Origin of the sequence: Streptomyces sp. NPDC005266 (assembly GCF_040607655.1) — a bacterium.
GTDB lineage: Bacteria > Actinomycetota > Actinomycetes > Streptomycetales > Streptomycetaceae > Streptomyces.
Genome location: NZ_JBEXHC010000004.1, coordinates 466,970 through 479,738, shown reverse-complemented (window position 1 = coordinate 479,738; position 12,769 = coordinate 466,970). Strand labels below are relative to the sequence as shown.

Annotated in this window: 12 protein-coding genes; 6 read left to right on the top strand and 6 right to left on the bottom strand. The window is 74.5% G+C overall.

From position 1 onward, the window contains the following. Positions 1 to 55: 55 nt before the first annotated feature. Positions 56 to 484, top strand: a complete 429-nt coding sequence (locus ABZU99_RS11040; protein ID WP_355948377.1) for a PPOX class F420-dependent oxidoreductase — start codon at positions 56 to 58, stop codon at positions 482 to 484. A gap of 59 nt (positions 485 to 543) precedes the next feature. Here ABZU99_RS11040 and ABZU99_RS11035 read toward each other — a convergent pair whose 3' ends face one another. Both ABZU99_RS11035 and ABZU99_RS11030 read right to left on the bottom strand, forming a co-directional pair. Then, positions 544 to 1,734 carry a zinc-dependent alcohol dehydrogenase gene (locus ABZU99_RS11035; protein WP_356049252.1) on the bottom strand — a complete coding sequence of 397 codons (1,191 nt, stop codon included), beginning with the start codon at positions 1,732 to 1,734 and terminating at the stop codon, positions 544 to 546. Next, positions 1,722 to 2,204, bottom strand: a complete 483-nt coding sequence (locus ABZU99_RS11030) for a roadblock/LC7 domain-containing protein (RefSeq protein ID WP_355948373.1) — start codon at positions 2,202 to 2,204, stop codon at positions 1,722 to 1,724. The genes ABZU99_RS11035 and ABZU99_RS11030 overlap by 13 nt, the downstream gene beginning before the upstream one ends. Positions 2,205 to 2,462: 258 nt before the next feature. Between ABZU99_RS11030 and ABZU99_RS11025 the strand changes: the two genes are divergently transcribed. Together ABZU99_RS11025 and ABZU99_RS11020 are read left to right on the top strand one after the other, a co-directional pair. Beyond that, a complete protein-coding gene (locus ABZU99_RS11025) occupies positions 2,463 to 3,092 on the top strand; it encodes a methyltransferase domain-containing protein (protein WP_355948370.1) in 630 nt (209 codons plus the stop codon). A gap of 134 nt (positions 3,093 to 3,226) precedes the next feature. Further along, positions 3,227 to 4,018 carry a hypothetical protein gene (locus ABZU99_RS11020; RefSeq protein WP_356049255.1) on the top strand — a complete coding sequence of 264 codons (792 nt, stop codon included), beginning with the start codon at positions 3,227 to 3,229 and terminating at the stop codon, positions 4,016 to 4,018. A 25-nt stretch (positions 4,019 to 4,043) separates the two neighbouring features. On the opposite strand, the gene ABZU99_RS11015 is transcribed toward ABZU99_RS11020, so the two are convergent. The 3 genes from ABZU99_RS11015 to ABZU99_RS11005 all read right to left on the bottom strand — a co-directional run bounded on the left by ABZU99_RS11015 (position 4,044) and on the right by ABZU99_RS11005 (position 5,460). Next, positions 4,044 to 4,442, bottom strand: coding sequence for a hypothetical protein (locus ABZU99_RS11015; protein WP_355948365.1), 399 nt, complete (start codon positions 4,440 to 4,442; stop codon positions 4,044 to 4,046). Positions 4,443 to 4,901: 459 nt separating this feature from the next. Beyond that, positions 4,902 to 5,093: a hypothetical protein gene (locus ABZU99_RS11010; RefSeq protein WP_355948363.1), complete on the bottom strand. Its 192-nt coding sequence runs from the start codon at positions 5,091 to 5,093 to the stop codon at positions 4,902 to 4,904. A gap of 184 nt (positions 5,094 to 5,277) precedes the next feature. After that, entirely contained in the window at positions 5,278 to 5,460 is a 183-nt protein-coding gene (locus ABZU99_RS11005; RefSeq protein ID WP_355948361.1) for a hypothetical protein, read from the bottom strand. Positions 5,461 to 5,603: 143 nt separating this feature from the next. Between ABZU99_RS11005 and ABZU99_RS11000 the strand changes: the two genes are divergently transcribed. Together ABZU99_RS11000 and ABZU99_RS10995 are read left to right on the top strand one after the other, a co-directional pair. Continuing rightward, positions 5,604 to 8,561 (top strand): DEAD/DEAH box helicase, encoded by a 2,958-nt coding sequence (locus tag ABZU99_RS11000; protein WP_356049257.1) that lies wholly within the window; start codon positions 5,604 to 5,606, stop codon positions 8,559 to 8,561. Continuing rightward, complete coding sequence (locus ABZU99_RS10995; protein WP_356049259.1) at positions 8,558 to 9,859, top strand: SWF or SNF family helicase; 1,302 nt, start codon at positions 8,558 to 8,560, stop codon at positions 9,857 to 9,859. Before ABZU99_RS11000 ends, ABZU99_RS10995 begins: the two co-directional genes overlap by 4 nt. 81 nt (positions 9,860 to 9,940) lie before the next feature. Here the strand turns inward: ABZU99_RS10995 and xylA are convergent, their stop codons facing one another. Then, entirely contained in the window at positions 9,941 to 11,113 is a 1,173-nt protein-coding gene (xylA, locus tag ABZU99_RS10990) for a xylose isomerase (protein ID WP_355948353.1), read from the bottom strand. A 139-nt stretch (positions 11,114 to 11,252) separates the two neighbouring features. On the opposite strand from xylA, the gene xylB reads away from it, so the two are divergent. Continuing rightward, positions 11,253 to 12,758, top strand: a complete 1,506-nt coding sequence (gene xylB, locus ABZU99_RS10985) for a xylulokinase (protein ID WP_356049293.1) — start codon at positions 11,253 to 11,255, stop codon at positions 12,756 to 12,758. Positions 12,759 to 12,769: the final 11 nt, after the last annotated feature.

Here is a 12,769-nt window from a genome sequence, read left to right as displayed (position 1 = left end):
AACCCGCCCTGCCAGTCACCCCGCTACTGGGCGCTGTTTGACGCAGGATGGAGACATGGCACAGAACATGACCAAGGATCAGTGGCAAAAATTCATCCTGGAAGGCACCCGCACCGGAAAACTGGCGACCGTCCGGGCCGACGGAAGCCCGCACATCGCGCCCGTGTGGTTTGCGCTCGATGGCGACGACCTCCTCTTCATGACAGGTAAGGACTCGGTGAAGGGGCGCAACCTGGCGCGGGACGGCCGGGTCTCCATGTGTGTGGACGACGACCGGCCCCCGTTCGCCTTCGTCACGATGCGGGGGCGCGCCGAACTCAGCGACGACCTGGGGCAGCTCCGCGAGTGGTCCACCCGGATCGCGGCCCGTTACATGGGTGAGGACCGCGCCGAGGAGTTCGGCGCCCGTAACGCCGTGCCGGGCGAGCTGCTGGTCCGGGTCCGTATCGAGAAGGTCACCGCCCTCTCCGACGTCGCCGCCTAGCTAGCCGATTTTCGTCCGGAAATCCCTCACTTCACGACGCACTGCCATCCACCCGACGCTCAGGGGCGCATGAGGACCTTGATCGCTCCGTCTTCCTTGCGCTGGAACATCTCATAGGCACGGGCGGCCTCGTCCAGCGGCATCCGGTGGGTGGCAAACGCGTCGACACCCAGCGGGTCCTCGTCGGTCAGCAGCGGCAGGATGTCGTCGGCCCACCGCCGCACATTCGCCTGGCCCATCCGCACCTGGATCTGCTTGTCGAACATGGTCAGCAGCGGCAGCGGGTCGGCCATCCCGCCGTACACCCCGCTGATCGAGACCGTTCCGCCGCGCCGCACCAGGGCGATGGCCAGCCGCAGTGCCGCCAGCCGGTCGACACCGGCCTTCGAGGTCAGCTTGGCGGCCCAGTCCCGCGGGAGCAGCTCGGTGGCCCGCTGGGCCGCGCGGCCGACCGGGCTGCCATGGGCCTCCGTCCCCACCGCGTCGATGACCGCGTCGGGTCCGCGCCCGCCGGTGGTCGCGCGGACGGCTTCGACGAGGTCCTCCCGGCTGCCGGCGTCCCGCAGGTCGAACACCTCGACCCCGTCGGCACGCGCCCGGCGCAGCCGCTCGGGGACAAGGTCCACGCCGATCACCCGGCCGGCTCCCCGGAGGGCGGCGATCCGGCAGGCCATGCCCCCGATGGGGCCGAGGCCGAGCACGGCCACCGTGCCGTCCGGTGGGACAGCCGCGTACTCGACCGCCTGCCAGGCGGTGGGCAGGACGTCCGAGAGGTACAGGAAGCGGTCGTCCGGCGGTCCCTCGGGCACCTTGAGCGGACCGTACTGGGCCTGGGGCACCCGCAGATATTCGGCCTGGGCGCCCGGCACCGCGCCGTAGAGCTCGGTGTAGCCGAACAGCTCCGCTCCCATGCCGTGCTCGACGACCTGGGTGGTCTCGCACTGCGTCGGCAGCCCCTCACGGCACATCCAGCAGTGGCCGCAGGCGATCTGGAACGGCACCACCACCCGGTCGCCGGGGCTGAGGTTCCTCACCTCCGGACCGGTCTCCTCGACTTGTCCCATCGGCTCATGTCCGAGGATGTCACCGGGGGTCATGAAGGGCGTGAGCACCTCGTAGAGATGAAGGTCGGAACCGCACAGCCCGGTGGTGGTGATCCGCACAACGGCGTCCGTCGGCTCCTTGATGATGGGGTCGGGCACCGTCTCCACGCGTACATCGCGCCGACCGTGCCAGGTCACCGCTCGCATCGCCGTGTCCCTTCGCTGTGGTCTTCCGTTCCGCCGCCGGCGGGCTCCTCCGGGTACCCCGGGGCACCGGGCCGAACCGGCAGCGGGGAGACGACCCGCTCCGCCGCCCGGTCCGTCTCGGCGGCGACGGCGGCCGGGTCGGCACCCTCCGTGGTCAGGACGGCCAGACACGCACCGCCCGCGACCGCCGCGACGAACAGCCGGCCCGCCCCCGTGTCGATCACCGTCTGCCGGGCCGGGCCGCCGCGGGTACGACGATCCGCGCTCCTGGCGAGGCCGTGGAATCCGGACGCGACGGCCGCCAGGTGCTCGGCGTCCCTTGGGGAGAGCCCTCCGGACGCGCTGATGACCGCACCGTCGGGGGAGAGCACGACGGCATGGCGCATGCCCCCGACCCGGGCCACCAGATCGTCCAGCATCCGGTCGAGGTCGTCCATGGAACGGGCGGCGGTGCGGCGGCGCGTGGTCATGGGCGGTCTCCCTCGGTCGGAATGCGCCGCGCCGGGCGACGCTCCAGGTGTGCCCCCCTTGGGCCAGGGACGCTAGACCCGGCGGGGGCGCACACCGGGGGCGCATTTCGGAATCTGCTGGAATTTGACAGTGACAGATGCCAGAGCGATCGATCGATGCACGAATATGCACCCGTGGGAGCGCTTCCAGTCCACCCTGAGCAACCTCGATGATCGGGACACGTCGTAGGCTGCGAGTTCACCGAGCGAGGAGCCTCGATGCGTCATGAGCACGCCCATGGAGCCAGTGCCGCCGAGGTGAGGGAGTTCTTCACCCCCCGGGCGGCCGGCTGGGACAGCCGCTACCCGGACGACGGCCCGGCCTATGCCGCCGCCGTCGCCGACCTCGGTCTGCGCCCCGGGGACACAGTGCTCGACGCGGGCTGTGGCACCGGCCGCGCGCTGCCCGCGTTGCGCGAGGCCGTCGGCCCCGAGGGGACCGTTGTGGGGGTGGATCTCACGCCCGCCATGCTGGAGGCCGCCGTGCGCGCCGGCCACGACGGCAGCGCGGCGCTCGCCCTCGCCGACGTCGCGCGACTGCCGCTGCGCGACAGCTGTCTCGACGCGGTGTTCGCCGCCGGGCTGATCTCCCATCTCGCGGAGCCCGGCGCCGGGCTGCGCGAGCTGGCCCGAGTGGTGCGGCCCGGCGGGCGGCTAGCGCTGTTCCACGCGGTGGGACGGGCCGCGCTGGCCGCCCGTCACGGCCGCCCGATCACCCCCGGCGATCTGCGGGCGGAGCCCCGTCTGAGGCCGCTGCTGGCCCGCTCCGGCTGGCTTCTGGAGTCGTACACCGATGAGGACACGTGCTTTCTGGCGGTCTCGGTCCGTACGGACAGTCAGGCGCGGTGAGGCCGAGCGGCGGGCCCCGGCCGGCCGCGGAGACCGGCCCCGGCACGAACCCTCGACGCCGCGCCTACCGGCTGGTTAGGGTGCGCCGACGACGGATCGGCCCATCGGATCCGGAACCGCATGAGGAGGCTGCCGTGCCCGCCACGGAGGAGTCAGGCGATGACGCGCTGTATGTACTGACCGCGGTGCTGCTGACACCCGCTCAATTCCCGAGCGTGCTTGGCGACGACTACCCCGAGGCCTGCGCAGCGCTCGGCCTGGAACCGTACGAGGTCGGCTACGGACTGGTGCTGGGCCAGGACGGCCGCGGTGCCCGCTGGACCGTGGTCACCGATGATGTGTCGCTCGTCGCCTGCGCCATCGCGACATGGGACTGCGGCATGGAGTACGACCTGTCCCTCGACGACCGGACCGTGGTCTCCTCCCTGCCCGGCTGGCCGCTCGCGGTGGCCGTGGCCGCTCCGGGCGTTCCGGCGCCGCACGACCCCGCGCCCGACCCGGAGCTCGGCGACGCCGCCCGGCCGCTCGCGCCGCCGGACAGCGAGCGGTGGGGCGCGGCGCAACGGCGGCTCGGGGCGGACGAGATCGCGCTCCAGTGGGCGATATGGCGCGAACAGGTCGACAGTGAGGTGACGTTCGTGTCCCCGGGCGAGAAGCCGCACGGGGGCGTACGGCGAGTGCTCGAGGAGGCGCGCGGGTATCTCGACACGCCCCCGCCGCTGGGCCGGATCCGCTCGGCGTTCGCCGCCGGTGACGCGCGGACGCTCCGGGCCGACGGGCCGGGCTGGAGCATGGTCGCGCGGACCGACGACATCGCGTTCGTCCTGCTGGACGACGAGCCGGGAGAGGTCCTGCCGGTAGGCCGTGGTCCGGAGCTGCCGGCGCTGCTGACGGCTCTGGACAAGATGGCCGTACGCCCCAACTGACCGCCGGGGCCAGGCAGCGCGCCGGTCACCACGGGGACGGCGGGCCGGCGAGGAGGGCGGCCTCGGCCGTGTCCGGGTCGTCGTCCCGGCGCAGCGCCTCGCGTTCCGTCCGCCAGACCTCCGCCCAGCCGCTGTTTCCGCCCACGCCCTTGACCAGCGCGAGGGCGGTCAGCCCGGCGGCGGCGCCGCCGCGCCCGCGGAGCGCGCCGACGACGGTGAGGACCGCGTCGCGCACCGCGGCCCGGTCGTGGTCGAAGGAGAGATGGCTGTCGAACCGGAGGCGGTCGGGCCACTCTTCGGCCAGCGACAGACAGCGCTCCCAGCGGGCCGGGGCGGCGTCGCCCGCGTGCAGCGCGGCACAGGCCACGCTCAGCGCCGCCCCACTGGCCTCGCACCGCAGCCCGGCGGCCACCAGCGCGTCCACCGCGGCGTCGGACGAGGCGAGCCCGCCGCCCCGTGCCCGCCCGAGCCGGTGGAAGACGGCGGAGGCGCAGTCGGCGATGCGGCGCAGGCAGCGGCGCGGCGCAGGCAGCGGCGCGGCGCAGGCAGCGGCGCGGCGCTCCTCATCGTCCGCTGGCCCGCCGTCGATGCGGGCCCGCGCGAGCAGCGTGTCGAAGACCGCCGCGCCGGCTGCGGCGCGGAGCGGCGGCCGACTCGTCGCCGTGCGCGCACCCGAGCCCTTCCGTCGCGGCGCGCCAGACCCTGGGCGGCCGTTGGGGGGCGACGGCGGCCTGGGCCGCGGTTCCGCGAGGGTAACGAAGGGGAGACGGCGGGGGGCCGCCGTCCGCGCGGGGATGTCCTGAGGGGTCCGCCGTCGTCCCGGCCGTCCTCGCCGCCTCGGTGACCGCCGCCCAGACGGCCGCTGCCGCGCGGCCGTCCATCCTCAAGGTGAGGACCGGCCGGAGCCTCGCGGATCGGCCGCCACCTGACAGAGCACCCGCGCGGTGAACGCCGCGCGTTCGGCGTCGCCCCGGCCCGCCGCGCTCTCCGCGGTCGCCTGAAGCCAGCGTTCGGCGGCAGCGAGCGTGCCGGGCGGGGAGTCGCGGGACTGGACGGTGGTGAGCGCCGCGCGCACTGCGCTCGGCGGCCGGGGGGCGGAAGGTGGTGGCCGCCCGGCCACCGGGCCATGCGGCCTCGCCCCCTCCCCCGGCTGGCCGGGCCCGGTGGACCCTGGGCGCCCGCGATCGGTACTGCACGGTCACTCCCAGGCGCGTGCCGCCCTGGGCTCCGGGCCCGGCCAGCGGTCAAAAGGGCCCCGGTCAGCGGCCGAGCTCCTTGCGGGAGACCCTGCGCAGCCTGCGGCGCTGCGAGGAATCCAGCAGCAGATAGGCCGCCGCCGGCACCCCTACGATCACCAGCAACGCCGCCCAGAACGGCAGCAGCCACAGCAGAATCACTCCTACCGCCACACCTCCGACGGCAACCTTCGCGCGCGTGGACATCTCACCCGCCTCCTTCACGGCCCATAGCCGCGTTCACTTCTCACAACGGACACCGGCGGCGCCCGGTTCCTGATCCCGGCCGCGTCCTGTACCCTCGGCGGCTCCGGTCTCCACTAGTCAAATTTGAGGAATGCGTCAGCGCTGTGACACCACCCCCCGCGGCCACACCCTCCGAGATCGCCGAACTCTGCCGCAGTACGGCCGTCTTCCTGCCCGCTGACCCGGCACGCACCGGCCGGATCGCCTTCTGGCGGCCGGACGGCCCGCCCCCGTCCGGTCCCGCCACCGGCTCCACCGAGGAGGTGACCGTCGTCGTCCCGGATGCCGGTGCCGGCGACCTCAAGGTCCACACGCGCACCGTACGGGCCCTGGTGCTGCCCCTGAGCGAGGCGCTGCCGGTGCTCACCCGGGCCAGGGCACGGGCCTCGCAGCCGGGCCCGGTGCAGGCCGCCTCCCGGGAGACCGACCCCACCACGGCCTTCTGGGGCGCCGCCGCCGTACTCGCCCTCCAAATCGCCGCCCGCGGACGGCTGTTGCCCGGCCTCACCGCCACCGACCACGATGCTTGGCGCGTCGGCCCGCTCTCCCCGGACGACCTGCGACGGGTACGCGAGCTGGCCGCCGCCATGCCGCCCGCCGCCCACGCGCTGCCGCTGCCCGGCACCGACCCCGTGCTGCTGCCCGAACCCGAGCGGCATCTGCGGTCGTTCCTCGACGCGGTGGCGGACGGGCTGCCGCGCACCCCCGCCGCGTCCCTGGCCGCCGGCGGCCCCGCCTTCGCAGCCGCCACGCCGCGGCGGCTGCCGGCGCAGCGGGCCTGGGCGGCCGATGTGGCCGCCGGACACGACGCCGGCGTACGGCTCTCGCTCCGGATCGAGCTGCTTCACCTTGGCGAGGGCGGCGATGCGCTTGGCGACGACAGTGGTGCGGCGGCCGGTCCGGACCTCCGCGCCGTCCTCCAGCTGCACAGCCTCACCGATCCGGCCGTGGTCGCGGACGCCGCCGACATCTGGTCGGGCGCCTCGCCCGTCGCGACGGCCCTGGGCCCGCGCGCCCGTATGGACGCGCTGCTGACGCTGCGGCGGGCCGCCCGCGCCTGGGCGCCGCTGGCTCCGCTGCTGTCGGCCGCCGTCCCGGAGGCGATCGACCTCGGCGACGAGGAGGTCACCGAGCTGCTCGGTCCGGCGGCCGGGGCGCTGGACGCCGCCGGGATCCAGGTGCACTGGCCCAGGGAGCTGGTGCGTGGGCTCACCGCCCGCGCCGTCGTCGGCCCGGACGGCGAGGGGGGCGAGGGCGGCGAGGGCGGTATGGAGCCCCGGATGCCCTCCTACCTCTCCGCCGACGCGCTGCTCCGCTTCAGCTGGCGGTTCGCGGTGGGCGACCAGGAGCTCACCCGTGCCGAGCTCGACCGGCTCGCCGAGGCCAGCCGCCCAGTGGTGCGACTGCGTGACCAATGGGTCGTCCTCGACCCGGAGTCGGCGCGCCGCGCCCGGGACAGGCAGGACCGCAAGCTCACTCCCGCCGATGCGCTCGGCGCCGTCCTCGCCGGCCGTACTACGGAGGCCGACGGCACCGAGGTGGACGTCGAGCCCACCGGCTGGCTGGCGGCGCTGCGCGACCGCCTCGCGGACCCCGAAGGGGTCACCCGCCCCGATCAGCGGCCCATCGCCCAGCCCGCGGCCCTGGCCGCCACCTTGCGCGACTACCAGCTGCGCGGCCTGGACTGGCTGGTGCGGATGACCTCGCTCGGCCTCGGCGGCTGTCTCGCCGACGATATGGGGCTCGGCAAGACCATCACGCTGATCGCGCTGCATCTGCACCGGCAGGGTGTCCCCGAGGCCGCCGGGCCCACCCTCGTGGTCTGTCCCACCTCCCTGCTGGGCAATTGGCGGCGCGAGATCGAGCGGTTCGCGCCGGGCACCCCGGTGCGCCGCTACCACGGCGCCGCACGCAGTCTCGACGGCCTCGCGGACGGCGAGTTCGTCCTCACCACCTACGGGACCATGCGGCTGGACGCGCGGGCGCTGGCCGGCGCCGGACCGTGGGGCATGGTGGTCGCCGACGAGGCGCAGCACGTCAAGAACCCGTTCACGGCGACCGCGAAGCAGCTGCGCACCGTCGGGGCGAAGGCGCGCGTGGCGCTGTCCGGCACGCCCATCGAGAACAACCTCTCCGAGCTGTGGGCGATCCTCGACTGGACCACGCCCGGGGTGCTGGGCACCCATGGGGCGTTCCGCACGCGCTATGCCCAGGCGGTCGAGAGCGGCAGCGATCCGGCGGCCGCCGCGCGGCTGGCGAAGCTGGTCCGCCCCTTTCTGCTGCGGCGGCGCAAGTCCGACCCGGGCATCGCCCCCGAGCTCCCGCCGAAGACCGAGACCGACCGGACCGTCGCGCTCACCAAGGAACAGGCCGGGCTCTACGAGGCGGTGGTGCGCGAAATCCTCGCCGAGATCTCCGGCACCGGCGGCCTGGTGCGGCGCGGACTCATCGTCAAGCTCCTCACCGGGCTGAAGCAGATCTGCAACCACCCGGCGCAGTATCTGAAGGAGGACCGGCCCACAATCCCGGGCCGCTCCGGCAAGCTGGAGCTGCTCGACGAGCTGCTGGAGACGATTATCGCCGAGGGGGCGAGCGTCCTCGTCTTCACGCAGTACGTCCGGATGGCGCGCATCCTGGAACAGCATCTGGCCGCGCGCGGGGTGCCGACCCGGCTGCTGCACGGCGGCACACCGGTGGCGCGGCGCGAGGAGATGGTGCGGGCGTTCCAGGACGGTGAGGTCCCGGTGTTCCTGCTGTCCTTGAAGGCCGCCGGCACCGGGCTGAATCTCACCCGGGCCGGGCATGTCGTGCACTACGACCGCTGGTGGAACCCGGCGGTCGAGGACCAGGCCACCGACCGCGCGTACCGCATCGGCCAGACCCAGCCGGTGCAGGTCCACCGCCTCATCGCGGAGGGGACCGTGGAGGACCGGATCGCGGCGATGCTCGAGCGCAAGCGGGAGCTGGCGGACGCGGTGCTCGGCTCCGGCGAGGGCGCGCTGACCGAACTGACCGACGCCGAGCTGGCGGAGCTCGTGGAGCTGAGGGGGACCGAGCGATGAGCCAGGACGGGAACACCTGTGACGAGGGCGCGCCCGAGCGCACCTTCGCCGCCCTGCCGCCCGCTCCCGGCCGCGGCTTCGCCCGGACCTGGTGGGGCCAGGCGTGGCTGAAGGCCCTGGAGGACACGGCTCTGGACGGCGAACAGCTCAAACGGGGGCGCAGGCACGCGCGAGAGGGGGCGGTCGGAGCGGTGTGCGTGCGGCCGGGGCGGATCACGGCCGTCGTACGGGACCGGGACCGCACGCCCTATCGCTCCGACGTCCTGCTCCAGGAGCTGAGCGGGGCCGAATGGGACCGGCTGCTGGAGGTGGTCGCAGGCCGCTCGGGCCATATCGCCGCGCTGCTGGACCGGGACATGCCCCCGCAGCTCGGCGAGGACGCGGCCGCCGCGGGCGTCGAACTCCTGCCGGGGATAGGCGATCTGGAGCCGGAGTGCGCCTGTGAGGCGTGGGACCACTGCCCGCACACCGCCGCGCTGTGCTATCAGGTCGCCCGGCTGCTGGACGAGGACCCGTTCGTTCTGTTGCTGATGCGTGGCCGGGGCGAGAGGGAGCTGCTGGACGAGCTCCAGGTGCGCAACGTGGCGCGGGCCGCCCGGCACGCCCCGGCCACGGAGGCCGCCGCTGCCACGGTCCCGGAGGGCGTACCGGCGCGGGAGGCGTTCGCCGTGCCGGGTCCGCCGCCGCTGCCCGCGCCCCCGCCCACCGTGGCCGCACCCGGCCGGCCCCCGGCGCTCGTCGGCGGCGTGGAGCCGGCGCCGGGGCTGGACGTCGCCGCGCTGGAGTTCCTCGCGGCCGACGCCGCCGTTCGCGCCCAGCGGCTGCTGGCCGAGGCGCTGGCACCGGGCCACGCCACGTCACCGCTCCCGGCCTCGCTCACGGTGTGGCAGGACACGGTACGGCTGACCGCCGCCGGTCCCCCGGCCGCGATCGCCGCCCGCCTCGCGGCGGACCGTGGCCGCGACCGCCCCGGCCTGGCGCGCGCCGTACGCGCCTGGGAGCACGGCGGGGCCGCCGCGCTCGCCGTGCTGGAGGAGGAGTGGACACCGGACGCGGAGTCGCTGGCGCGCGCCCGTGCCCAGCTCGCCGCCGCCTGGGAGGAGGGCGAGCAGGCACCCCGGCTGCGCGCGACGGGCAACCGCTGGACGGCGGTGGGCACCGACGCCCAGGTGCGCTACGGACCCGATGGACGCTGGTGGCCCTACCGCAAGGAACGCGGGCACTGGTGCCCGGCCGGCCCACCGTCCCAGGACCCGGCGGCGGCCCTGTCGAGTCTGGCGGCCCCGGATCCCGACTGAGGCAGGCGGCCCCTGGGAGCCCTGAGCCGGGCCCCGGCCGCCGGTCCCGTCGGGGGCGCGGGAGCGGCGGCCGGCATCCGCTCAGCCGCGCGCGGCGAGCAGATGGTCCATGGCGAGCTGATCGAGGCGCTCGAAGGCCATACCGCGCTCGGCGACGGCGTCGACGTCGAAGTCCTCGAAGGCGGTGCGGTCCGCGAGCAGCGCGGCCGGGGTCTCGCCCTCGTTCAGCGTGGGCTGGGCCAGCTGGTCGAGGCGCGAGGCGCGCAGCGCCTCCTGGACCTCCGGGTCGGCCCGGAAGGCGGCCGCCCGCTCCTTGAGGATGAGGTAGTTGCGCATGCACCCGGCGGCCGACGCCCAGACGCCCGCGATGTCCTCGGTGCGCGGCGGCTTGAAGTCGAAGTGACGCGGGCCGTCGTAGCCGGCCGTCTCCAGCAGGTCGACGAGCCAGAAGGCGGCCCTGAGGTCGCCCGCCCCGAACCGCAGGTCCTGGTCGTACTTGATCCCGGACTGGCCGTTGAGGTCGATGTGGAAGAGCTTGCCGGCCCACAGCGCCTGGGCGATGCCGTGCGGGAAGTTGAGCCCGGCCATCTGCTCGTGGCCGACCTCCGGGTTCACCCCGTACAGCTCGGGCCGCTCCAGCCGCTCGATGAAGGCGAGGGCGTGGCCGACGGTCGGCAGCAGGATGTCGCCGCGGGGCTCGTTGGGCTTGGGTTCGATGGCGAAGCGCAGATCGTAGCCCTGTTCGGTGACGTAGGCACCCAGCAGGTCGAACGCCTCCTTCATCCGGTCCAGCGCGGCCCGTACGTCCTTGGCGCCTCCGGACTCCGCGCCCTCGCGGCCGCCCCAGGCCACATAGGTCCTGGCGCCCAGCTCGACGGCGAGGTCGATGTTGCGCATCGTCTTGCGCAGGGCGTAGCGGCGCACGTCCCGGTCGTTGGCGGAGAAGGCGCCGTCCTTGAAGACCGGATGGGTGAAGAGGTTGGTGGTGGCCATCGGCACGGTCATCCCGGTGGCGTCCAGGGCCTGCCGGAAGCGCTTGATGTGCGACTCGCGCTCGGTCTCCGAGGCGCCGAAGGGGATCAGGTCGTCGTCGTGGAACGTGACGCCGTACGCGCCGAGTTCGGCGAGCCGGGTCACGGACTCGACGGGGTCGAGCGCCGGCCGGGTGGCGTCCCCGAACGGGTCCCTGCCCTGCCAGCCGACCGTCCACAGTCCGAAGGTGAACCGGTCCTCGGGGGTGGGGTGGTAGCTCATCGCGGCTCCCTCGTCTGTTGCGCGGACTATTTCGTCATGGCGCTTTACAAATTAGTATGCGCGAGCATTCCGGGGAAGCCCCGATCCGCACACCGCACACCAGGGACGCAAGGGAGACCGCGAGATGGCAGCAGCAGCCATGCCCGTACCGGAAGGGCCGCTCGTCGTCGGCGTGGACAGCTCCACGCAGTCGGCCAAGGCGCTGGTCGTGGACTCGGCGACGGGAACGGTCCTCGCCCGGGGGCAGGCCCCGCACACCGTGAGCGGCGGCAGCGACGGCACCGGCAAGGAATCCGTCCCGGAGCAGTGGTGGGAGGCCCTGGCCGAGGCGCTGCGCCAGTGCGGGACGTACGCCCGCGAGGCGGCCGCGATCTCCGTCGGCGGCCAGCAGCACGGCCTGGTCACCCTGGACGCCGCCGGCCGCTCGGTACGGCCCGCGCTGCTGTGGAACGATGTGCGCTCCGCACCGCAGCGTGACCGGCTCGTCGAGGAGCTGGGAGGCCCCAAGGCGTGGGCGGATCGGGTCGGCAGTGTGCCCGCGCCCGCGTTCACCGTCACCAAGTGGGCCTGGCTGAAGGAGAACGAGCCGGAGGCGGCCCGCGCCACCGCGGCCGTCCGGCTCCCCCACGACTACCTCACCGAACGGCTCACCGGCTACGGCTCCACCGACCGGGGCGACGTCTCGGGCACCGGCTGGTGGGCATCCGCGACCGAGGCGTACGACGAGGAGATCCTGGACCTGGCCGGGCTCTCCCCCGCTCTGCTGCCCCGGGTACTGCGCCACGGCGAGGCCGCCGGGACCGTACGGGACCTCCCCGATCTGCCGTTGCCCACCGGCGCCCTGGTGGCCACCGGCACGGGCGACAACATGGCGGCCGCCCTCGGGCTCGGGCTGCGCCCCGGGCAACCGGTGCTCAGCCTCGGCACCTCCGGCACCGTGTACGCGCTCTCCTCGCGCCGGCCCGCCGACCCCACCGGGGTCGTCGCCGGGTTCGCCGACGCCCGCGACGCGTGGCTGCCGCTCGCCTGCACCCTCAACTGCACGCTCGCCGTCGACCGGATCGCCGCGCTGCTGGGGCGTGACCGGGAGGAGGTGGAGCCGGGCGGCTCAGCCGTGCTCCTGCCGTTCCTCGATGGCGAGCGCACTCCCCACCTGCCGCACGCCTCCGGGCTGCTGCACGGTCTGCGTCATGACACCACACCCGGCCAGGTGCTCCAGGCCGCCTACGACGGCGCGGTGTTCGCCCTGCTCACCGCGCTGGACCAGGTCCTGGAGGCGGACGCGGCGCCCGACGCGCCACTGCTGCTCATCGGCGGCGGCGCCAAGGGGACTGCATGGCGGGAGACGGTCCGCCGGCTGAGCGGACGCCCCGTCCAGGTGCCCCGGGCCGAGGAGCTGGTCGCCCTCGGGGCCGCCGCCCAGGCCGCCGGGCTGCTGCTGGGCGAGGACCCGGCCGCCGTGGCGCGGCGCTGGGCGACCGCGGAAGGGCCGTCGTACGCAGCGGTGCCGCGCGACGAGGCGGCGCTGGAGCGCCTGTCCCGGGTGCTGTCCGACGCGGACGGACTGCTGGGCCGGAGCCAGCGATGCCGGGCGCGGAAGCCAGGGGCCCAGGGCTCGGCCGGGCTTGGCGGCCGGGCAGAATGAGCGGGACCGCG